Annotated in this window: 20 protein-coding genes and 1 tRNA gene; 10 read left to right on the top strand and 11 right to left on the bottom strand. The window is 72.5% G+C overall.

Annotated elements, in window-relative coordinates; translation table 11 throughout:
* Window positions 1-43 precede the first annotated feature (43 nt).
* From ACFYUV_RS21030 to ACFYUV_RS21020, 3 genes are read left to right on the top strand one after another with little or no spacing between them, the layout of a single operon-like run.
* Complete coding sequence (locus ACFYUV_RS21030; RefSeq protein ID WP_387670643.1) at window positions 44-1021, top strand: phosphotriesterase; 978 nt, start codon at window positions 44-46, stop codon at window positions 1019-1021.
* A 52-nt stretch (window positions 1022-1073) separates the two neighbouring features.
* Complete coding sequence (locus ACFYUV_RS21025; RefSeq protein WP_352327166.1) at window positions 1074-1460, top strand: STAS domain-containing protein; 387 nt, start codon at window positions 1074-1076, stop codon at window positions 1458-1460.
* A 10-nt stretch (window positions 1461-1470) separates the two neighbouring features.
* Entirely contained in the window at window positions 1471-2364 is an 894-nt protein-coding gene (locus ACFYUV_RS21020) for an RNA polymerase sigma factor RpoD/SigA (protein WP_387670641.1), read from the top strand.
* 364 nt (window positions 2365-2728) lie between these two features.
* Here the strand turns inward: ACFYUV_RS21020 and ACFYUV_RS21015 are convergent, their stop codons facing one another.
* The 7 genes from ACFYUV_RS21015 to ACFYUV_RS20985 all read right to left on the bottom strand — a co-directional run bounded on the left by ACFYUV_RS21015 (window position 2729) and on the right by ACFYUV_RS20985 (window position 9080).
* Window positions 2729-3757 (bottom strand): hypothetical protein, encoded by a 1029-nt coding sequence (locus tag ACFYUV_RS21015; protein WP_387670640.1) that lies wholly within the window; start codon window positions 3755-3757, stop codon window positions 2729-2731.
* A 159-nt stretch (window positions 3758-3916) separates the two neighbouring features.
* Window positions 3917-6421, bottom strand: coding sequence for a Tex family protein (locus ACFYUV_RS21010; RefSeq protein ID WP_387670639.1), 2505 nt, complete (start codon window positions 6419-6421; stop codon window positions 3917-3919).
* 27 nt (window positions 6422-6448) lie between these two features.
* A complete protein-coding gene (locus tag ACFYUV_RS21005; RefSeq protein WP_387670637.1) occupies window positions 6449-7618 on the bottom strand; it encodes an amidohydrolase in 1170 nt (389 codons plus the stop codon).
* Window positions 7619-7701: 83 nt separating this feature from the next.
* Window positions 7702-7926 (bottom strand): hypothetical protein, encoded by a 225-nt coding sequence (locus ACFYUV_RS21000; protein WP_352328727.1) that lies wholly within the window; start codon window positions 7924-7926, stop codon window positions 7702-7704.
* A gap of 10 nt (window positions 7927-7936) precedes the next feature.
* Window positions 7937-8371 carry an RpiB/LacA/LacB family sugar-phosphate isomerase gene (locus ACFYUV_RS20995; protein WP_357978224.1) on the bottom strand — a complete coding sequence of 145 codons (435 nt, stop codon included), beginning with the start codon at window positions 8369-8371 and terminating at the stop codon, window positions 7937-7939.
* A gap of 22 nt (window positions 8372-8393) precedes the next feature.
* Window positions 8394-8469, bottom strand: a tRNA-Met gene (locus ACFYUV_RS20990).
* Between the two features lie 149 nt (window positions 8470-8618).
* Entirely contained in the window at window positions 8619-9080 is a 462-nt protein-coding gene (locus ACFYUV_RS20985; RefSeq protein ID WP_352351891.1) for a MarR family transcriptional regulator, read from the bottom strand.
* A gap of 73 nt (window positions 9081-9153) precedes the next feature.
* On the opposite strand from ACFYUV_RS20985, the gene ACFYUV_RS20980 reads away from it, so the two are divergent.
* Window positions 9154-10560, top strand: a complete 1407-nt coding sequence (locus tag ACFYUV_RS20980) for an MFS transporter (protein WP_387670635.1) — start codon at window positions 9154-9156, stop codon at window positions 10558-10560.
* Here the strand turns inward: ACFYUV_RS20980 and ACFYUV_RS20975 are convergent.
* Window positions 10538-10894, bottom strand: coding sequence for a DUF742 domain-containing protein (locus tag ACFYUV_RS20975; protein WP_352328721.1), 357 nt, complete (start codon window positions 10892-10894; stop codon window positions 10538-10540). The two genes, ACFYUV_RS20980 and ACFYUV_RS20975, sit on opposite strands and share 23 nt — an antisense overlap.
* Window positions 10887-12731, bottom strand: coding sequence for a nitrate- and nitrite sensing domain-containing protein (locus ACFYUV_RS20970; RefSeq protein ID WP_387670634.1), 1845 nt, complete (start codon window positions 12729-12731; stop codon window positions 10887-10889). The genes ACFYUV_RS20975 and ACFYUV_RS20970 overlap by 8 nt, the downstream gene beginning before the upstream one ends.
* A 208-nt stretch (window positions 12732-12939) precedes the next feature.
* On the opposite strand from ACFYUV_RS20970, the gene ACFYUV_RS20965 reads away from it, so the two are divergent.
* Complete coding sequence (locus tag ACFYUV_RS20965) at window positions 12940-14499, top strand: ABC transporter substrate-binding protein (protein WP_387670632.1); 1560 nt, start codon at window positions 12940-12942, stop codon at window positions 14497-14499.
* On the opposite strand, the gene ACFYUV_RS20960 is transcribed toward ACFYUV_RS20965, so the two are convergent.
* Window positions 14475-14684 (bottom strand): hypothetical protein, encoded by a 210-nt coding sequence (locus ACFYUV_RS20960; RefSeq protein WP_387670630.1) that lies wholly within the window; start codon window positions 14682-14684, stop codon window positions 14475-14477. The genes ACFYUV_RS20965 and ACFYUV_RS20960 overlap by 25 nt on opposite strands.
* Window positions 14685-14704: 20 nt before the next feature.
* Between ACFYUV_RS20960 and ACFYUV_RS20955 the strand changes: the two genes are divergently transcribed.
* Window positions 14705-15328, top strand: a complete 624-nt coding sequence (locus tag ACFYUV_RS20955) for a hypothetical protein (protein WP_358289060.1) — start codon at window positions 14705-14707, stop codon at window positions 15326-15328.
* Here ACFYUV_RS20955 and ACFYUV_RS20950 read toward each other — a convergent pair.
* Window positions 15297-16397, bottom strand: a complete 1101-nt coding sequence (locus tag ACFYUV_RS20950; protein ID WP_387670628.1) for an MFS transporter — start codon at window positions 16395-16397, stop codon at window positions 15297-15299. The genes ACFYUV_RS20955 and ACFYUV_RS20950 overlap by 32 nt on opposite strands.
* A gap of 77 nt (window positions 16398-16474) precedes the next feature.
* Here ACFYUV_RS20950 and ACFYUV_RS20945 point away from each other — a divergent pair, with 77 nt between their 5' ends.
* From ACFYUV_RS20945 to ACFYUV_RS20930, 4 genes are all read left to right on the top strand, one after another.
* Window positions 16475-18961, top strand: coding sequence for an ATP-binding protein (locus tag ACFYUV_RS20945; RefSeq protein ID WP_387670626.1), 2487 nt, complete (start codon window positions 16475-16477; stop codon window positions 18959-18961).
* Between the two features lie 8 nt (window positions 18962-18969).
* The gene (locus ACFYUV_RS20940) at window positions 18970-19941 is read left to right on the top strand and encodes an inositol-3-phosphate synthase (protein ID WP_387670624.1); all 972 of its coding nucleotides are present in this window, start codon (window positions 18970-18972) and stop codon (window positions 19939-19941) included.
* Window positions 19942-19978: 37 nt separating this feature from the next.
* A complete protein-coding gene (locus ACFYUV_RS20935; RefSeq protein WP_387670622.1) occupies window positions 19979-20779 on the top strand; it encodes an exodeoxyribonuclease III in 801 nt (266 codons plus the stop codon).
* A gap of 88 nt (window positions 20780-20867) precedes the next feature.
* The gene (locus tag ACFYUV_RS20930; protein ID WP_357978197.1) at window positions 20868-21104 is read left to right on the top strand and encodes a hypothetical protein; all 237 of its coding nucleotides are present in this window, start codon (window positions 20868-20870) and stop codon (window positions 21102-21104) included.
* Window positions 21105-21116 lie beyond the last annotated feature (12 nt).

Below are 21116 nucleotides of genomic sequence, written 5' to 3'. Positions count from 1 at the left end.
CCTACGTTGGGCGCACTTACTGACCAGTTGGTATGGAGGTCCCATGCCCACCGTCGAGACCGTCCGGGGCCCGATCGACGTCGAACGGCTCGGCCAGACGCTGATGCACGAGCACGTGTTCGTCGTGGCCGCCGAGCACGTGGACAACTACGGCCAGGGCGCCTGGTGGGACGAGGAGTTCCGGGTCGCCGACGCCATAGCCAAGCTCGGGGCGGTGGCGGCCAAGGGCGTGCGGACGATCGTCGACCCGACGGTCTGGGGCCTCGGCCGCCACATCCCGCGCATCCAGCGGGTGGCCGCCGAGGTGCCCGGGCTCAACATCGTCGTCGCCACCGGCCTGTACGCCTTCGAGGAGCTGCCCCACCAGTACGAGCACCGCGGCCCCGGCCTGTTCCTCGACATGCCCGACCCGATGATCGACGACTTCGTCCGCGACCTCACCGAGGGCATCGCCGACACCGGGGTGAAGGCCGCGCTGCTGAAATGCGTGGTGGAGCACAAGGGGCTGACGCCCGGCGTCGAGCGCATCTGCCGGGCCGTCGCGCGGGCTCACGTGCTGACCGGGGCGCCGATCACCGTGCACACGAACGCCTTCACCCAGAGCGGGCTGCTCGCGCTGGACCTGTTCGCCAAGGAAGGGGTGAACCTGGAGAAAGTAGTCGTCGGGCACGCGGGCGACAGCAACGACCTCGACTACCTGATGCGCCTGGCCGACACCGGCGCGACGCTGGGCATGGACCGGTTCGGGCTCGACGTCTACAACCCGACCGAGCAGCGCGTGGCCACGATCGCGGCCCTGTGCCGGCGCGGATACGCCGACCGCATGGTCCTCAGCCACGACACCGCCTGTTTCATGGACTACTTCGGCGGCGCGTGGGACGAGGCCAGAAACACGCTCGCGCCGAACTGGCGCTACGATCACATTCACGATGACGTTCTGGCCGCACTGCTCGGCTCTGGTGTCACCGATGACCAGATCGAACAGATGCTGGTGTTCAACCCGAGACGCTACTTCTCGTAAAGTGGTCGAGAAGTGACGACAAGTGGGAAACAACGCGGGTAGGTGGAGCTGGGTGACTTCGGAGCAGGCTTTGTCGATCAGCCTCGGACTCCAGGGCCCCTGCGTCATCGCACGCCTGACCGGGGATTTCGACTTCGGGTCCGCGGCCGAGGTGCGCGACCGGGTCACCAAGGCGCTCGACCTCACCCAGCCGCCGCTCCTGGTCATCGACATGCAGGCCGTCAGCGTCTGCGACTCCTCCGGCCTGTCCGTGCTGGTCTACCTGCACAAGGCCGTCACCGCCTCCGGCGGCAAGCTGCTGCTGTCCGGCCTGAACGGCCGGTGCAAGCACCTGTTCGCGATCACCGCGCTGGACAAGTTCTTCGACATCCGCAGCACGGCCGAGCTGGCCATCGCCGAACTCAACGAAGCCGGGAATTCGCCGCCGTTTACCGGGTAGTTGCCGGTGCATGTCGGCCGCAGAGCCCGACCTGCTCGGCATGTACCTGGAGCAGATCGGAAAGAACCCCCTGCTCTCCGCCGCGGACGAAGTCGACCTCGCCCGGCGGATCGAGGCAGGACTGTACGCGGGCCACCTGATCGAGCGCGGCGCCGCGACCCCGGAGCTCGAAGCCGTCGTCCGCGACGGGCGGCGGGCCAAGGACAAGCTGATCAGGTCCAACCTCCGCCTGGTCGTCGCCGCCGCCAGGCGGTACGCCTTTCGCGGGCTGCCGCTGCTCGACGTCATCCAGGAGGGCAACCTCGGGCTGATCAGGGCCGTGGAGAAGTTCGACTACACCCGCGGGTACAAGTTCTCGACGTACGGGATGTGGTGGATCCGTCAGGCCATCGAACGCGGCATCCACGACAAGAGCCGCACCGTACGGCTGCCCATCCACGTGGCCGAGGACCTGTCGCGGCTGCTCAGGGCCGAGCGGCGGCTCGCCGCCGACCTGGGCCGCGAGCCGACGGACGGCGAGCTCGCCGCATCGGCGGCGCTCACCGCCGGCCAGGTCGCCGCGTTACGCAGGCTCGGGCAGGAGGTGGTCAGCCTGGACCTGCCGGTCGGCGAGTCCGGCGAGAGCCGCATCGCCGACCTGATCGCCGACGAGGACGGGGCCGGGGTGCAGGAGATCGCCGAACGCCGCGCCATGAGCGCCGACGTCCGGGACGTGGTCACGTCGCTGCCGCCGCGCGAGGCGGTCGTCATCAGGCTCCGGTACGGCCTCACCGGGCAGAAGGCGGAGAGCTACGGCGAGATCGCGGACCGCCTCGGGCTCACCAGGGAACGCATCAGGCAGTTGGAGAAGCAGGCGCTGAAACGCCTCCGCCAGTACAGCCCTCTCCTGGCCTGGGCCTCATGACCTCTCACCGCGCCCCCTGCCACCCCTCTTACCTCGCCTTTTCATCCGCCGCCCCTGGACAGGGGGCGTCGTAGCGCGGTCATCCGGTCGGCCCCGGACAGCGGACGGGGGCCGAGCGCGTGCTCGGCCCCCGTTCTCCTCGGGTCTTGGGTCAGGCGGTGACGAGGAGCGCGACCCCGATCAGCACCGCAACCGGGACGAGCCACATGACGGCCTCGACAGCGAACTCCTTGTACATCGCGCAAGTCTCCCTCGAAACGCCCAAGTGGGGCACCGCTAAACGTCACTGCGCAGCATAGCCGCCCCCACCCCCGACTCGATCCACCCACATCCCGGCCGCCGCCCCCACGCCCCTAGGAGGCGCTCACAGCTGCCGGCGGGCGATGCGTTTGCCGAGCCCCGCCAGGGACTCGTCGGCCATCAGCGCGGGCAGGCGCGGGGCGTCCACGTCGATCTGGTGCAGTACGGCGGGATGGGCGCCGTTGAAACGGCTCCACGCCCGGACCACCTCCGGCATCGCCGCCACCGCCGTGTCCGACAGGATGGCCTCCCTCGGCAGCCACGACGTCAGGAACTGGCTCACCCGCGCCGGACTCCACCAAAGCGGACGCTCACCCACGAATTCCGCCAACTTCTCGAACGCCTCCCGCGCCCCCGGCACGTCGGGCAGATCGTGGAAATCGGCCATCGTGCCGTCGGGCGCCTGCCGTACGAGCCCGGGCACGGCCAGGGCCCGCGCGATGGCCAGCGCACGGACGGCGGGCAGCGTGTCGGCCACCTGAGCCCCCATGATCCGGTCGCCCAGCTCGAACGCGTCCAGCACCCGTCCGGCCACCACCCCGGGCTCGGCCGGGCTCAGGCCCAGGTCGTCGAGGAACTTGACCTCCTCGACGACGGCGTCCACCGCGAGGCCGCCGTTGGGCTGGTCGATGCCGACGACGAGGATGTGCGGCTCCTTGCCGTTCGCGTACCTGAAGGACAGGACGGCCAGGGTCTGCTCGCCGTACGGGTCGGCCTTGCCGTACCAGGCTCCTTCGCAGGTCACCTGCCCCATGCGCCGCACCCATCCGGGCAGCCCGAGATCGGCCTCCGCCGTCCCGGGAACCTCCACCCCCAGAACCCGCAACCCTCCTGCCCCGGGCTCCGCCCCCGCTGCCGCCTCCGCTCCCGTCTCGGACTCTGAAGAGGATTCCGCGCCGGGCCATCCGGGCCTGTCGACCGCGGCCAGGGCGGCGAGGGTGAGACGCGACTCAGCGCTGCCGTCCTCGGCCAGCTCGCGCAGGAACGGCCTCACCTCATCGGGCTCCAGAGCGGCGGTGAGCCGGGCCGCCCAGAGCTCGGTCCGCAGCGGCGAACGCCAACGAAGCAGGTCGCGGGCTTGGCCGACAGCCATGGAAAACACAGTTGTCCTCACCCTCCGACCGTATCGCCCCCCACCGGCAACCCCCCGCCCAGTGGGTGGCCGGGCAGCCCTGCCAGGGGGCCGGGTGTGGGGCCGGGCAGCCCTGACGGTGGGCCGGGTGTGGGACCGGCCCGCCGTCAGGGGGTGAGGTCAGCGGTTGTCGTTGCCGAGGCCTGCCTTGCGGAGGGCTTCGGCCATCGCGCCCATGGGAGCCGGACGGTCCTGGCGGCGCTGCCCGCCGCGCTGACCGTCGCCGCGGCCCTGGCCACGACCGCCGTCGCCACGACCACCCTGGCCGCGACCGCCGTCACGACCGCCGTCACGACCGCCACCGCTGCGAGCACCGTCACCCCGGCCACCGTCACCCCGGCCACCGTCGCGGCCGTCGCGGCCGCCCTCGCCACGGGGGGCGGAGCCGTCACGAGCGCTGCCGTCGCGGCGGGGCTCGTTGCGGGAGCCGTCCGAACGGGCGCCCGACTTGCGGGGCGGGCGGCCCTCCGAGGACGGCTGGGTGACGTCGTCCTCCAGGCGGAGGGTCAGGGAGATGCGCTTGCGCGGGATGTCCACCTCAAGGACCTTGACGCGCACGATGTCGCCCGGCTTGACCACGTCGCGCGGGTCCTTGACGAAGGTGCGGGACATGGCCGACACGTGGACCAGGCCGTCCTGGTGGACGCCGATGTCGACGAACGCGCCGAAGGCGGCCACATTGGTGACCACGCCCTCCAGGATCATCCCCGCCACCAGGTCGGAGATCTTCTCCACACCCTCCTTGAAGGCCGCCGTCTTGAACGCCGGACGCGGGTCGCGCCCCGGCTTCTCCAGCTCGCGCAGGATGTCGGTGACGGTCGGCAGGCCGAAGGTGTCGTCGGTGAAGTCCTGCGGCCGGATGGTGTGCAGGGCCGAGGTGTTGCCGATCAGCGACTTGAGGTCGGTCTGGACCGAGCTCAGGATGCGCCGGACCACCGGGTAGGCCTCCGGGTGCACGCTGGAGGCGTCGAGCGGGTCGTCGCCGCCCGGGATGCGCAGGAAGCCGGCGCACTGCTCGAACGCCTTGGGCCCGAGCCGCGAGACGTCCTTCAGCGCCGTGCGAGTGCGGAACGGACCGTTCTCGTCGCGGTGGCGCACGATGCCCTCGGCCAGCGTCGCGCCGATGCCCGACACCCGCGTGAGCAGCGGCGCGGACGCCGTGTTGACGTCGACCCCGACCGCGTTGACGCAGTCTTCGACGACGGCGTCGAGCGAGCGGGAGAGCTTGGACTCGGCCAGGTCGTGCTGGTACTGGCCGACGCCGATCGACTTGGGGTCGATCTTGACCAGCTCGGCGAGCGGGTCCTGCAGCCGGCGCGCGATGGAGACCGCGCCGCGCAGCGACACGTCGAGGTCGGGCAGCTCCTGGGAGGCGTAGGCCGAGGCCGAGTAGACCGAGGCGCCCGCCTCCGACACCACGATCTTGGTGATCGACGGCATGAGCTTGACCAGGTCGCCGGCCAGCTTGTCGGTCTCGCGCGAGGCGGTGCCGTTGCCGATGGCGATGAGCTCGACGCCGTGCTTCTGGGCCAGCGCGCCGAGCACGGCCAGCGACTGGTCCCACTGGCGCTTGGGCTCGTGGGGGTAGATGGTGGCGGTCTCGACGACCTTGCCCGTGGCGTCGACCACGGCCACCTTCACGCCGGTGCGCAGCCCGGGGTCGAGGCCCATGGTCGCGCGGGTGCCGGCCGGGGCGGCCAGCAGCAGGTCGCGCAGGTTGGCGGCGAACACGCGGACCGCTTCGTCCTCGGCGGCCTGCCAGAGGCGCATGCGCAGGTCGATGCCGAGATGCACGAGGATGCGGGTGCGCCAGGCCCAGCGCACGGTCTCGGCCAGCCACGTGTCGGCCGGACGCCCCTTGTCGGAGATGCCGAACCGGGCGCCGATGCGCAGCTCGTAGTCGGCGGTCTCGTCGGGCTCCAGCGCGACGTTGAGCACTTCCTCCTTCTCGCCCCTGAACATCGCCAGGATGCGGTGGGAGGGCAGCTTGGTGAACGGCTCGGTGAAGTCGAAGTAGTCGGAGAACTTGGCCCCCGCCTCCTGCTTGCCCTCGCGCACCTTCGACACGAGCCGGCCGCGGCTCCACAGCCGCTCGCGCAGGTCGCCGATCAGGTCGGCGTCTTCGGCGAACCGCTCGATCAGGATCGCCCTGGCCCCTTCGAGGGCCGCGCCGGCGTCGGCCACGCCCTCGGTGACGAACTCCGCGGCGACCGTGGCCGGGTGGAGCGTCGGGTCGCCGAGCAGCTTCTCGGCCAGCGGCTCCAGGCCGAGCTCGCGGGCGATCTGCGCCTTGGTGCGCCGCTTGGGCTTGTAGGGCAGGTAGATGTCTTCGAGCCTGGCCTTGGTCTCGGCCGCCATGATCTGCGCGCGCAGTTCGTCGTCGAGCTTGCCCTGAGACTCGATCGACTCCAGGATCGCCGACCTGCGCTCGTCGAGCTCGCGGAGGTAGCGCAGCCGTTCTTCGAGCGTGCGGAGCTGCGCGTCGTCGAGGGCGCCGGTGACCTCCTTGCGGTAGCGCGCGATGAACGGCACGGTGGCGCCGCCGTCGAGCAGATCGACCGCCGCCTGCACCTGCCCGTCGCGCACGCCGAGCTCTGCCGCGATCCGCTGGTGAATAGAGAGCACTTGCCTGCCTTTCGATGGTCCCGCCGGTCAATTGTGCAGGACTACGCCGTCTTTCATGACCAGAGTGCGCCGAGGGTGAACGACCACGGCCTCTCCGGGGCCGCTCGCGGGCACCACGACGAGGTCGGCCCGGTCGCCCGGAGCCAGACCGTAGCCGGGCAGCCCGAGGGCCAGCGCGCCGCCCACGGTCGCGGCCTCCAGGGCGAGCTCGATGTCCTCGTCGCGGCGGAACGCGCTGCGGTAGGCGAGGTGCATCGCGCGCTCCAGCATGTCGCCGGAGCCGTAGGGGCCCCACAGGTCGCGGACGCCGTCGTGGCCGCAGGCGACGGTGACGCCCGCGGCGCGCAGCTTCTTCACCGGCGGCACCGGGTAGCTGTAGACGGCGGCGGTGGCGATGGCCACGCCCGCGTCGACGAAGCCCTGGATCAGGCGATCCTGGGCGGCCTCGCCGAGCTCGCCCAGCGCGTACGCGTGGCTGACCGTGACCCGGCCGCCGAGCCCCAGCGCCTTGGTGCGCTCGGTGATCAGCTCCAGCTCCCAGCCGCCCAGCGAGCCGCCGTCGTGGAGGTGGAGGTGGATGTCGATGCGCGCGCCGAACCGGTCGGCCAGGCCGAAGATCAGGTCGAGGTGGCGCACGGGATAGCGGTCGACGCCGGCCGGGTCGAGGCCGCCGATCGCCTCGACGCCGCCGCGGAGCGCCTCGGCCAGCAGGTCGGCGGTGCCCCGGTTGGTGAGCACGCCGTGTTGCGGGAAGGCGACCTGCTGCACGTGGACGGGGGAGCGGGCGGCGGCCTCGCGCACGGCCTCCACGCCCCGCAGGCCCACCGACGGGTCGATGTCGGTGTGGGTGCGCACGTGGGTGGTGCCGGCCTCGCTCATCCGGGTCAGCAGCGCGGCGGCCCGCTCGGCGCTCGGCACCCCCAGCTCGGCGCGGCGGCCCAGGTCGTTGGCGATGCGGCCGGCCAGCGAGTCGTCGGCCGAGTGGGGGATCCAGGGGCCGCCGTAGAGCGTCTTGTCGAGATGGCAGTGGGCGTCGACGAGACCGGGCAGGACGAGCTGACCGGACACGTCGAGGACGAGGGCGCCGGGCGCGTCGAGGGACGGGCCCACCCGGTGGATGCGGCCGTCGCGGACGAGCAGGTCGGCGGGGGACGCGAGCCCCCAGGGCCGCCCGCCGCGGATCAGCACGTCGGTCATGCCCAGCACCCTAGAGGGCGGCACCGACGATTTCCGTGCCCCCGGACGTGAGGATCGTGAGCCGCCCGCGACGGCGGGACGGGCTAATCGGGGCGGGTGGCGAACAGTTCGAGGTGGTGGCAGGAGCGGCAGCGGTAGGCGTCGATCTCCCACTTGGGACGGCCCATCAGCCGGGCGCCGCCGAAGATCCCGCGTGACAGCGCCCCCTCGACCCAGCGGGCGTACCCCCGGGAGTGCTCACCCTGGTCCGCGACGAACCCGGGTTCGAGCCCCTCCGCGCCGCAATGCGTGCACCGTAAGTTGTCCATGCCGAAGAGCCTAGATCTCCGCGAGGTGCGCCACGTTGGCCACGTCGGCCGGATCGGTGCTGGGCCGCCCGCCGAACCAGGCGTCGAGGATCTCGCCGAGCACGACGTCGGAGGTCAGGCGGAGGCTGAGGGCCAGCACGTTGGCGTCGTTCCACCTGCGCGCCCCGTCGGCGGTGTAGGCGTCGGCGCAGAGCGCGGCCCGCACGCCGGGCACCTTGTTGGCCGCGATGGAGGCGCCCGTGCCCGTCCAGCAGCAGACCACCGCCTGGTCGGCCCGGCCCTCCGCGACGTCTCTGGCGGCCAGCTCGCAGGCCCACGCCCAGTCGTCGCGCTCGCCGTCGTCGAGTGCGCCGTGGGTCAGCACCTCGTGACCCCGCCCGCGCAGCTCGGCCACGATGCGCCCGGCCACCCCGTCGTTGCTGTCCGCCGCCACCGAAATCCGCATGGGCCCATCTCTACCAGCAATGTGGTGACGGGTGCGGGGATCGAACCCGCCTGGAGCGGCTTATGAAACCGCCGGGCACACCAGCGCCCCCACCCGTCTGGAACGGGCCGGGGGCCGCCGATCTCAACGGCGGGAGCCCCCGGACGGGTGCGGCATGCGCATTCGCCGGATGACGAGCCGGCTGACCAGCTGGATGACCATGGGCACGAGCATGCCGCCCGCGCCCCCGGCCCCGCAACGCGTTTTCTCAGGTGTACCGGGCGCGCATGCGCTCGCAGAAGTCGTCCGACAGCTTGGTCATCAGCCTGGACAGCTCGGCCCGCTCGGTCTCCGGCCAGTCGGACAGCACCTCCTCGAACCACTCGGTGGTGACCCGGCGGCACCTGCTCGCCACCTCGGCCCCCTCCTCGGTGAGCGCGATGCGCCAGGCCCGCCGGTCGTCGGGGTCGCGTACGCGCTCGACCAGCCCGCGCTGCTCAAGGGCCGCGACGTGCCTGGTCACGTGCGGGCTCTCGACCTGCAGCCCCTCGGCGATCATGCCGATCCTGCGGGGCTCGCCCGCGTCGAGCAGGTAGACGATGATCTGCACGTCGGGCCGGTCGAGCCGGATGCCGGCCGCCTCGGTGAGCCATTCGTGGGTCTTGGCGCGGTTGAGCGTGACGACCAGCCGCCGGAAGGCCGACACCGTCCTGTTGAGATCTTCGCCCATCTGTTTGCTTACCTAACTTACGTATGTATCATCGGTGCTCGGTTACTTACCTAAGTTATCTAAAGGAGCCGACATGGCGACAGCCGTCGTACCCGCGGCGCGTGAGACGTCGATGCGCAATCCCTGGCCCACGGTGGTCTCCCTGGCGTTCGCGGCCTCCATCGCCGCCCTCCAGAACACCGCGGTGGTCCCGTTGCTTCCCGTGCTGCAGCGGGAGCTGCACGCCTCGCTCTCGGCCGTGAGCTGGACGCTCACCATCAGCCTCCTGGTCGCCGCAGTCTCCACGCCGCTGCTGTCGCGCTTCGGCGACATGTACGGCCGGCGCCCGATGATCCTCGGCGCGCTGGGCCTGCTGGTGGTGGGTTCGGTCATGGCGGCGATGGCCACGTCGCTGACCTGGTTGATCGTCGCCCGGATCCTGCAAGGGGCGGTGTCCGCGCTGGTCCCGTTGTCGATCGGGGTGGTCCGCGACCTGCTGCCCAGGCAGCAGCTGGCGACCGGCATCGGCGTGCTGAGCGCGACGATGGGGTTCGGCAGCGGCGGCGGCATGATCCTGGCCGGGCTGGCCGCCGGTGACTATCACCTGGTGTTCTGGATCACTGGCGGGATCTCGGCGGTGGCCGTCGTGATCCTGGCCTTCCTCGTGCGGGACGTGGCGCCGGCCGGCAAGGGCCGTCCCGACCTCGCCGGGGCCGCGCTGCTGACCGCCTGGCTGGTCGCGCTGCTGCTGGCGATCAGCGAGGGCGGCTCGTGGGGCTGGACGTCGCCCGGCGTGCTCGGCCTGTTCGCCGCGGCCGCCGTGCTGGCCGCGGTGTGGGTGCTGGTCGAGCGCAGGGTGGCCGAGCCGCTGGTCGAGATGTCGATGCTGGTGCACAGGGGCACGATCGGGGCGACGGTCTCCTCGATGCTGCTCGGGTTCTCGTTCTTCACGATGCTGACCGGCATGTCGCAGTTCGCCCAGGTTCCGAAGGCGACCGGCTTCGGCTTCGGCGCCTCCACCCTCCAGGTCGGGCTGTTCCTGCTGCCGAGCACCCTGTTCATGCTGGTCATCTCCCTGTTCGCGGGGCGGATCATGCGCCGGTTCGCCGCCTCGTTCATGGTGGCGACGGGCGCGGGCGTGACCGGGCTCGCGGGGGCGTGGCTGGCGTTCGAGCACGGCAGCCCGGCCACCCTGTACGTGGCCTCGTCCCTCATGGGCGTCGGCCTCGGCGTCGGCTACGCCGCGCTGGGCACGATGGCCGTCGAGCACGTCGAGCCGTCCAGGACCGCGCTGGCCGCGGGCGTCAACGCGCTGGTGCGCATCGTCGGGGGCAGCGTGGCGGGCGCGGCCATCGCCGCGATCCTGGCCGCGCGCCCCGGCGTCCTGGGCTTCCAGTGGGTGTTCGGCACCGCCGCGGCGGCCGGGCTGGTCGCGGCGGTGTTCGCCACCGTCTACGGAATGCTGAACAGCCGGGCCGTCACAGCGCCTTCAGCCCACTGATCACTTCCAGCAGCACCTTGGCGTCCGGCGCGGGGGGCGGCAGCTCGACCTGGACGAGCTGCCGCGCGTGCAGGTCGCCGACCAGCACCCGGACCACGCCGATGGGCAGGTTCAGCTCGGCGGCCACGTCCACCAGCCGGGTCGGCTTGGTGCACTTCTGCATGATGATCAGGTGCTCGGGCCCGAGCCCCACCGGGGGCGTCAGCCCGCCGGCGGTGACGATGACCGCGATGAGGTCGATGGCCTCGCTCGCGGGCACCGTACGGCCCCTGGTCAGCAGGTAGGCCGGGACGATCGGACCGGCGTCCTCGTCCAGCCATCGCTCGTCACTCACTTGGCACCACCCGCATCACAGGACGGGCGGGCTCCTTCACGTCGGCCTCCGGTTCCGGATCGGCGACGTGCTCAGCCGGGATCAACACGATCGCGGTGGTCCCTCCATATGGTGAACCGCGTAGCGTCACGCGGATGTCGTGCCTGGCGGCCAGGCGCGAGACGACGAAAAGCCCCAGCTTGTCGCTGTCGGCCAGGTCGAACTCGGGTGGGCTGGCCAGCCGCTCGTTGAGTTCGGCCAGCTCCTGGGCGCTCAGCCCGAGCCCGCGGTCCTCGACCTCGAAGGCGAAGCCGCGGGCGGTCTCCTCGCCGCGCACGATGACCTGCGTGTGCGGCGGCGAGTAGACGGTCGCGTTCTCGATGAGCTCGGCGACCAGGTGGATCACGTCGCCGACCACCGGCCCGGCCAGGCGCTGGCCGGACATCGGCTCGACGGTGACCCGGCGGTAGTCCTCCACCTCGGCCGTCGCGCCGCGGGCCACGTCGAGCAGCGGCACCGGCTTGCTCCAGCCGCGGCCCGGGGTGGCGCCCGACAGGATGATCAGGCCCTCGGCGTGGCGGCGCATGCGCGTGGTCAGGTGGTCGAGGCGGAACAGGTCGTCCAGGGCCTCGGGGTCGGTGGCGCGGTGCTGCATGTCCTCCAACTGGATGCGCTGGCGGTGCAGCAGGGCCTGCGACCGCCTGGCGAGGTTGCGGAAGACGTGCCCGACGCCCTCGCTGAGCTGCGCCTGGCCGATCGCGGCCTCGACGGCGGTCTGCTGGACGGTGGAGAATGCCTGGCCGACGTCGCCGATCTCGACCGTGCTGGTGGCCACCGACAACTCCGGCATCTCCACCCTCTCGCCCTTGCGCAGCTTAGCCACCACGTGCGGCAGCCGCTCCTGGGCCACCTCCAGCGCGGCGAGCCGGAGCGCGCCCAGCTCCTTCGACAGCCGGTTGCCCATCCGGATCGAGAACACGATCGACACGATGACCAGCAGGAAACACGTCCCGGCCAGGATGAACGCCCGCGACAGCACCTGGTCGGCCACGGGGTCGGCGCGCGCGTTGAGCAGCGTGCTGGCCCGCATGAGCGACTCCCCGTACGTCTTGGAGATCGACTCGGTGGTGCTCAGCCAGCCGCGCGGCGGCACGGCGCCGGCGATGATCCGGTCCTCCATCAGCCGCATGCGCTGGTAGACGGGGGAGGTGACGAGGGAGACCTGGGTGTCGCGCAGGCTCGGGTCCAGCTCGCCGAGTCCCTGGTCGATGAGGAAGCGCCGGTTGCCGACGATCTGGGTGAACTGCCGGCGTTCCGACGGCGTGACCGGGCCGAGCGCGATGGCCTGCTCCCTGGTCAGCAGCTCCTTGGCGTAGCCCAGCTCGATGATCACGCGGGACTGCTCGTAGATCGGGATGTCGTCGATGAGCGCGACGCGCCGGTGCAGGCCGTAGAGGGAGTCGATCACGGTGTTGTACGCCTCGCCGGCGAGCAGACGGTCGGACAGGCCGTCGTCGATCTCACCCCGGATCGCGTCGAGCCTGCCGAGCTGCGTGTACACCGCGTCCACCTGCGTACGGATCTCTTCCGATCGGTCCTTGGAGTTGCTGGAGAGCCTTCTGAACTCGTCCCTGGCGGCGTCGGTGCGGGTGCGCTGGTCGGCCACGTCCTTCTGGGAGGCGGCCCGGCGCAGCAGCTTGGCCGAGGAGAGACGCTCGTGCTGGAGCTCGCTGATCAACTTGTACGCCGGATGGCGGAGGTTCGTCCAGAGTGTCTTGTACTGACGCAGCTCCAGGCTCTCGCCGGCGGTGACGGCGGTGATCACGCCCCACAACACGACCATGGAGGTCAGAGGCACGAGTAGTAGTCCGATGATCTTCATGCGGATCGTCCGGCTACGACCCATGGCACCTCACTCCGGTCGGTCCCCTGCTGGCAACCCCGGACGGGACAAGCCCAGAGGATAGCAATTCGATCACCCAATTGCCCAATTTTTCGGGACTTTTGGACATGTGTCCGTGATCTTGCAGTAGGTTTCCCCCAAATCGGTTACAGAGGGAGATGCGTTGCGCCGTCGTCTCGCAGCGGCCGCCGCGCTGGCGCTTCTGTCGGCCTGTTCCGGGCCCACGGAGGTCCCCCGGCCCCCCGCCGCCGAGTCGGTCTTCGTGTACGCGCAGAACCTGGACGTCATCTCCGACTGGGACCCCGCGAGCTCCTACTCCAACGAGCTCATCGCCTTCCAGAACGTCTACGAGACCCTGACCCTCTGGAACCCCTTCACCAAGAAGTCGGCCCCCCGCCTGGCTACCTCCTGGCGCTCGACGCCCGACGGCCGCACCTGGACGTTCACGCTGCGCCAGGGCGCGACCTTCCACACCGGCCGGCCGGTGGACGCCGCGGCGGTCAAGGCGTCGATCGAGCGCACGATGAAGACCGGCGCGGGCGCGTCCTACATCTGGGACGCCGTCTCCTCCGTCAAGGCCGAGGACGCGAGCACGGTCACGTTCGCCCTGAAGTACGCCGTGCCGCTCGACCTGGTGGCCTCCTCCGGGTACGCGGCCTACATCTACGACACGCAGGCGGCGCCCGACCTGCGCTCATGGCTCGGCGCGGGCAGGGACGCCGGGTCGGGGCCGTACACGGTGGCGGCCTGGCATCCGGGCCAGGAGGAGGAGCTGACGCTCAAGGCGTACCCCAAGTACTGGGGCGGATGGGACAAGCCGCACTACAGCACGGTCAAGTATCGCGTCGTGCCCGACCCCGACCGCGCGTGGCGGATGCTGGCCCGCGGCGAGGTGAGCTTCGTGGACCGGCTCAGCCCCCGGCTGTTCGCCAGGGCCGCGGTCACGCCCGGGGTGCGCACCAGCGAGCGGGACTCGTACCAGACGGCCATGCTGCTGTTCAACACCGTGAGCGGCCCGATGAAGGACGTGCGGGTGCGCCGCGCGGTGCAGCAGGCCGTCGACTACCGCGGCCTGGTCAGGGCGCTCAGGGGCGCGGTCGCGCCGGCCAGCGGCATCGTCCCTGAGGGACTGACCGGCCACGTCGCCGGCCGCGCGCCCCGGCAGGACCTGGCGGGCGCGGCGGCCCTGCTGGGCCGCGCCGGGTACGGACCCGCGGGCCGGCCGCTGCGGCTGCGGCTCACCTACGCGCAGGGCGACCACGACCAGCGGCTGCTGGCCACCAGCCTGGCGGCGGAGCTGAAGCCGCTGAACGTCACGCTCGACGCCCGCGCCATGCCCTGGAACGCCCAGTGGCAGCAGGGCAGGAAACACGGCCAGGACATCTTCGTCATGTACTGGTGGCCTGACTACGCCGACGGCTACTCGTGGTTCGGCAACGTCTTCCGCGCCGGCGACCCGCCGGTGTTCAACCTGGCCTACCTGCGCGACAGGACCCTGGACGAGCTGCTCGAAGGGCTGCCCGAGCTGAGCGTGACCGACAAGGAGGCCGCGCAGGCGGCGTACGAGCAGGCCACCGGACGCGTGCTCGACGTGCGGGCCGCCGCGGCGCTGCCCTGGGTGGTGCGGTACCAGCGGGCCTACCTGGGCGGCGTCCAGGGGTACGACGACAACCCGGCCTACCCCGACGTGGTCTTCGCCTACGAGCTGCGCCCGTCCGGCTGAGCCGACTCCGACGCCGACTCCGACGCCGACTCCGCCTCCGCCGCAGCCTCGACGCGCGCACGCAGCCGCGTCCTGATCTCCTCGGGCGTGTATGCCCGCCGCCTGCGTTCGGCGCGCGCGATCACCACCCCCGTGGCCGCGACCCCCGCGATTCCCGCCAGACCGAGCATCTTCCACCAGCGCATGTGCCTAGGCTAGCGATGTGCTGACTCTCGACGAGGCCGTCAAGGTGACCAGGACCGGCGATCTGTGGATCTTCCGCGGCAGGTCCGTGCCCGACCGGGCCATCCAGACGATGACCAACAGCCCGGTCAACCACGTGGGCATGGCGATCGTGATCGAGGACCTGCCGCCCATGATGTGGCACGCCGAGCTGGGCAAGTCGCTGCTCGACCTGTGGGCGGGCACCCACCAGCGCGGGGTCCAGCTGCACGACCTGCGCGACGCGGTCACCGTCTGGGCCGACCGTTACGGCCAGCGTCCCTGGCTGCGCCAGCTCGAACCGCAGGCCACCCCCGAGATGGAGGACGCCGCCCTGCGCGTGGTCGCCCGGCTCGACGGCACCCCGTTCCCGTCCACCGCCCGGCTGGCCGCCCGCTGGGCCAGGGGCCGGGTGCCGCGGCGGGCCAGGAAGGAGGCCACGCTGGAGAGCGCGTACTGCGCGGAGGTCGTGGCCGTCACCTACGAGGAGATGGGCCTGCTGCCCGGCGGCCGGCGTCCCAACTGGTACGACCCGGGCAGGTTCTGGAGCGGCGACGACCTGGAGCTGCTGGCCGGCCGCCGCCTCGGCCGCGAGATCACCGTGGGAGTGCCGCGTACGCGGGCCTGACCCTGGCCAGCGGGATCGCCGCCACGACGAGCGCGGCCACCAGCACGAACCCCAGCCGGTAGCCGGTGTGCCCGAGCACCAGCCCGAACCCGGTCGCGCCCACGCCCATCCCGGCGTCGTAGGCCAGGTTCCACAGGGCGCTGACGCGGGCCGGCTCGCCGCGCTGGAGCATCACCGTCAGCGTCGCGTTCTGCAGCACCCCGAACCCCGCCCCGAACAGCGCCATCCCGGCCACGACCGCGACGGGAGCGGCCGTCCACGCCTGAAGCGCGGTGCCCGCGGCGGCGGCGAGCAGGCCCGGCACGAGCAGCCTGGCCGGTCCGTGGCGGTCGCCGAACCGGCCCGCCCACCAGCGGGCCGCCGGTGTGGCGAGCGACTGGGCGAGCAGGGCCGCCGAGGCCAGCCCCGGCGAGCCCGCCAGCGGCAGGAACGTCACCAGCACGCCGACGGAGAGCGTGACCGAGGCGAAGACCAGCATCGGCGCGGCCAGCCCGCCGGTCCGCCCGCCCGTGCCGGTCGTGACGGGCCGGCCGGCGGGCAGGCCGGTCACCGCCACGAGCCCGGCCAGGGGCAGCAGCCCGGCGATCACGAGGACGGGCGCGAACCCGAGCACGTCGGACGCCCACAGGCCCAGCGGCAGGCCGGCGACCGAGGGCACGCCGACGGCCAGGCCGTACAGGCCGAGCCCTTCGCCGCGGCGCTCGGCGGGCACCAGGTCGGCGGTGAGCGCGGTGCCGGCGACCACGAGCACGCCGAGGCCGGCGCCGCGCAGCAGGGACACGGCCAGCACCACGGGCAGCTCCGCCGACAGCGGCAGCAGCAGGGCGGGCAGGCCGAGCAGGACCAGGCCGAGCGCCATCGCCGCCCGGTAGCCGTACCGGGACAGCAGCCAGGGGACGGCCAGCTCGGCGAGCACCGTGGACAGCATCATCGCGCCGGTGGCCAGGCCCGCGCCGGACGCGCCGGAGCCGCCGGTCGCCGCGTACAGGGGGACGGTGGAGAACAGCAGGAAGAAACCGAGCATCCCGGTCACCGAGGCGGCCATCATCAGGCTTAACGAACGCGTCATCACGCCTTCGACGATGACAAATCCCGTTCTGGGCGGGATCGGGCATGATGCGTAGCCGCCTCTTCATAATGAGGGGTGTGTTCGTGGGACGTGAGGCCGAACTGGACCGGCTGGCCGCCGCGTGGGCCCGTACCCCGAGTGCGGTGCTGGTCGTGGGCGAGGCGGGGATCGGCAAGTCCAGGCTGGTCGCGCGGTTCGCCGGTGACGTGGACGCGCTGGTGGCCGAGGGCGGGGCCGATCCGGGCGGGCCGGCGTACGCCCCGTTCGTGCCCGTGCTGCGCCGCCTGGTCAGGGAGTACGGCGCCGGGCTCGTGCCGGGCGGCGGTCGCAAGGGGCTGGCCTGCCTGCTGCCCGAGCTGGGGGAGCTGGACGACACGCCCGACCTGGGCCGGGCCCGGCTGTTCGAGGAGGTGCTGCTGCTGGTCGAGCGGGCCGCCGAGCGCCGTCCGCTGGTGATCGTGCTGGAGGATCTGCACTGGGCCGACCAGGCCGCCCGCGACCTGCTGGCGTACCTGCTGCGCAACCTGACGCGGCCGGGCGCGATGGTCGTCGCGACCTCGCGGGAGCCGCTGCGGCTGCCCGGCGCCGAGGTGGTCAGGGTGCCGCCGCTCGGCCGCGACGAGGTGGCCCGCCTGCTCGGCCGCGACGACGTCGACGCGATCGTGGCGCGCAGCGAGGGCAACCCGCTGTTCGCCGAGGCGCTGGCCGAGGCGGGCGACACGACCCCCGCCTCGCTGCGCGAGCTGCTGCTCGCCGGGGCCGAGAAGCTGCCGGGGCCCGGTCTCGACGTGCTGCGGATCGCCGCCGTGGCCGGGCGCAGGACGCCCCACGAGGTGCTGCGCAAGATCGCCGGGCTCGACGACCTCGCGCTCGACGAGGCGCTGCGGCCGGTCGTCCGGGCCCGGCTGCTGCTCGTGGACGGCGACACCTACGTCTTCCGGCACGCGCTCATCCGCGAGGCCGTCTACGACGACCTGCTCCCCGGCGAACGCCGCCGCCTGCACGCCCGCTGCGCCCCCGCCCAGCCCGAGCTGGCCGCCGACCACTGGCACGCGGCCGGCGACGGGCCGCGCGCCTTCGGAGCCGCCTGGCGGGCCCGCAGATGGGACCTGGTGCTGGAGCTGTGGGCGCACGCGGACGGCCAGGACCACGCCCAGGTGCTGGAGGACGCCGCCAGGGACGCCCTGCGCGCCGGCGACGCCCACCGCGCCGACGACCTGGCCGGCCGGGCGCTCGCCGAGGTCGCCGACCCGCTGCGCGCGGCCCACCTGCTGGAGCTGCGCGTCGCCATCCGCGACCTGCACGGCGAGGAGGGCCTGGACGACCTGCGCGAGGCCGTCCGGCTGGCCCCCCGCGAGTCCCGGCTGCTCGGCGCCCTGGCCTGCACGCTGGCCTGGCACGGCCAGGACGACGAGGCCCGCGCCCGCGCCGAGGAGGCGTACGCGCTGGGCGACGCCAGATCCCTGGTCACCCTGGCCGCGCTCGCCGCGCTCGACGACGACCTCGCCACCGCCTCCGCCCTGTACGCCCGCGCCCGGATCAGCGCGCCCGACGACGACACGCTGCTCGTCTCCTACGCCGGCGAGGCCGACGCGCTGGAGGCCGCCGGCGAGCACGCCAGGGCCGAGGCGGTCGCGCGGCGCGGCATCGCCGAGGCCGCCCGGCTGGGCCTGGCCCGCTCGCGCGGCGCCCACCTGGCCGCCAACCTGGCCGAGCCGCTCGCCTCGCTGGGCCGCTGGACGGAGGCCCGCGAGGTCGCCGCCCCCGCGCTCGCGCTCGACCCGCCGCCGATCTACCGCGCCTGGATCCTGCTCGTGCTCGGCACGGTCGCGGTGCAGGAGGGCTCGCTGCCGGCGGCCGGCGCGCTGCTCGCGCAGGCCAGGCCGCTCATGCGCGGGCGTTCCCGCGGCTACGACTCCTGCCTGGAGCCCGACCTGCTCGAATGCCGCCTGGCCGAGGCCGGGGGAGACCTGGACCGGGCGCGCCGGCTGGTCGACCACGTGCTGGCGGAGCACGACCTGAGCCGCAGCCGCCGCTACGCCTGGCCGCTGCTGGCCCTCGCGGCCCGCATCGGACGGGTGCGCGCCGCGCCCCCGGGCCTGCCCACCGTCGGGCGGCTGCAGGAGGCGTACCGGGCCACGTTCGAGGCCGAGCTCGGCGGCTCGTGGGCGGACGCGGTCGCCGCCTGGCGGTCGGTGGGGCAGCCGTACGGGCTGGGGCGGGCGCTGGTCGGCGCGGCCGAGCGGGACCCGGCGCGGGCCCGCGAGCCGCTGCGCGAGGCCCTGGCCATCGCCACCGCGCTCGGCGCGGAGCCGTTGCGGCGGCAGGCGGAGGCGGCGGCGGCCACCGCCCGGGTGACGCTGTCGGCGACGCCGGGGCTGTCGGCCCGCGAGCTGGAGGTGCTCGGCCTGGTCGCCGAGGGCCTGAGCAACAGGCAGATCGCCGAGCGGCTGTTCATCTCGGCCAGGACCTCCGGCGTGCACGTGTCGAACATCATGGCCAAGCTGGGCGCCGCCTCCCGCGTGGAGGCCGCCGCCCTCGCCCGCCGGACCGGCCTGATATGAACTCCGGCATGACCACCGTGAACGTCGCCCTCATCGGCGTGGGCAACTGCGTGTCGTCCCTCGTGCAGGGCGTCGAGTACTACCGCGACGGCCAGGCGCCCGGCCTGCTCAACCCCGTGTGCGCCGGATACGCCGTCTCCGACCTGCGGTTCACCGCCGCCTTTGACGTCGGCCGGGCCAAACTCGGCCTGGACCTGTCGCAGGCGATCTGGGCGCGGCCGAACAACTCCCGCCGCTTCGCCGACGTGCCGCACCTGGACGTGCCGGTGCGCGAGGGCATCCTGGCCGACGGCGTGGGCGAGGGCTCGGCCGAGCTGGTCGAGCCGAGCGGCGCCGCGACCGTCGCCGACGTGGCCGCCCACCTGCGCGAGACCGGCTCCCAGGTCGTGGTGAACTTCCTGCCCACCGGCGCTCAGCGCGCCGCCGAGCGGTACGCCGAGGCCGCGATCGAGGCCGGCTGCGCGTTCGTCAACTGCATGCCCGCCGTGCTCGCCCGCTCGCAACGGTGGCGCGACCGCTTCGCCGCGGCCGGGCTGCCGCTGCTCGGCGACGACCTCAAGAGCTCCTTCGGCGCCACGCTCGTGCACCGGGCGCTGGTCGACGCCCTCACCGCGAGCGGGGTGCGGCTGCGCGCCGGCCACCAGCTCCTGGCCGGGGGCAACATGGACTTCGTCAACCTCCAGGACCCGGCCAGGATGGCCGGCAAGCGGGCCACCAAGGCGTCCGGCGCCGGCACCTCCACCCACGTCGGCGCCCAGTACCTGCCCTTCCTCGACGACCGCAAGATCGCCTTCATCCGGCTGGAGGGCGAGGGGTTCGGCGGCTCCCCGCTGGAGGTCGAGCTGCGCATGGTGGTGGAGGACTCGCCGAGCGCGGCGGGGAACGTCCTCGACGCCGTGCGCCAGGCCAAGGCGGCGCTCGACGCGGGCGCGGGCGGCTTCCTGCGGGACGTCTCGGCCGTCCTCATGAAGGCGGTCTGACCACGGACGACGGGACCGGCCGTGGCAGGCTGGGAGGATGCGCCTGGCGACCTGGAACGTGAACTCGATCAAGGCACGGCTGCCACGCCTGCTCGACTGGCTGGCCGCGACCGAGCCCGACATCGTCTGCCTGCAGGAGACGAAGTGTCCCGCGGAGTCGTTCCCCGTGGCGGAGGTGGGCGAGCTCGGCTACGCCGCCGCCGCCCACGGAGACGGCCGGTGGAACGGCGTCGCCGTGTTGTCGAGGGTCGGGCTGGAGGAGGTGACGCCGAGCTTCCCCGGCGAACCGGGCTTCGCCGGGCTCGACGGGGTGGGCGCCGCCCGTCCCGAGGCCCGCGCGCTCGGCGCGACCTGCGGCGGCCTGCGGGTCTGGTCCCTGTACGCGCCGAACGGCCGCGCGGTCGACTCGCCGCACTACGCCTACAAGCTGGAGTGGTTCGCCGCGCTGCGGGACGCGCTGGCCGAGGAGGCCGGCTCGCCGCTGGTGGCCTGCGGCGACTACAACGTGGCGCCGACCGACGCCGACGTCTGGGACCCCGCGCTGTTCGCCGGCTCCACGCACGTCACCCCCGCCGAACGCCGCGCGCTCGCCGAGCTGCTCGCCCTCGGCCTGCGGGACGTGGTGCCGACGCCGATGAAGGGGCCGCACCCGTACACGTACTGGGACTACCGGGCCGGGATGTTCCACCAGAACAAGGGCATGCGGATCGACCTGGTCTACGCCAGCGCCGACGTCGCGGAACGGGTGCGGGGGGCGTACGTCGACCGCGAGGCGCGCAAGGGGAAAGGCCCCTCGGATCACGCTCCCATCGTGGTGGATCTCGACCCGATAAATTAATCAACAAACAGCTGCCAGACGAGTATCGTGAGTAACCAAATGTGCGGGGGCACGCTTCTTCTTCAAGACCGAAAAAGGGGGCCGTGTCGTGGAACCTGCCGATGGTCGTGTCATCCTGTTCGTCCTCATCGGGCTGGCCCTGTTCGCGCTCGGACGCCGCTTCCAGAACATGATCATGCTCAGGCAGGTCTGGAAGCAGACGCAGCGTCAGGTGACGGTGCGGCGGGAGACCGCGCACCATGCGGTGAAGGGTCTGGTCGCCGTCACCGCCGTCGCCGCATTCGTCATCTGGCTGGCGATCAATCTCAATCGGATAATGAGTTAACCGCCATTTAGC

The sequence above is a fragment of the Nonomuraea sp. NPDC003560 genome, assembly GCF_042878785.1.
Classification (GTDB): domain Bacteria; phylum Actinomycetota; class Actinomycetes; order Streptosporangiales; family Streptosporangiaceae; genus Nonomuraea.
The sequence above is the reverse complement of the archived record's forward strand: the minus strand, read 5'-3'. Positions and strand labels throughout refer to the sequence as shown.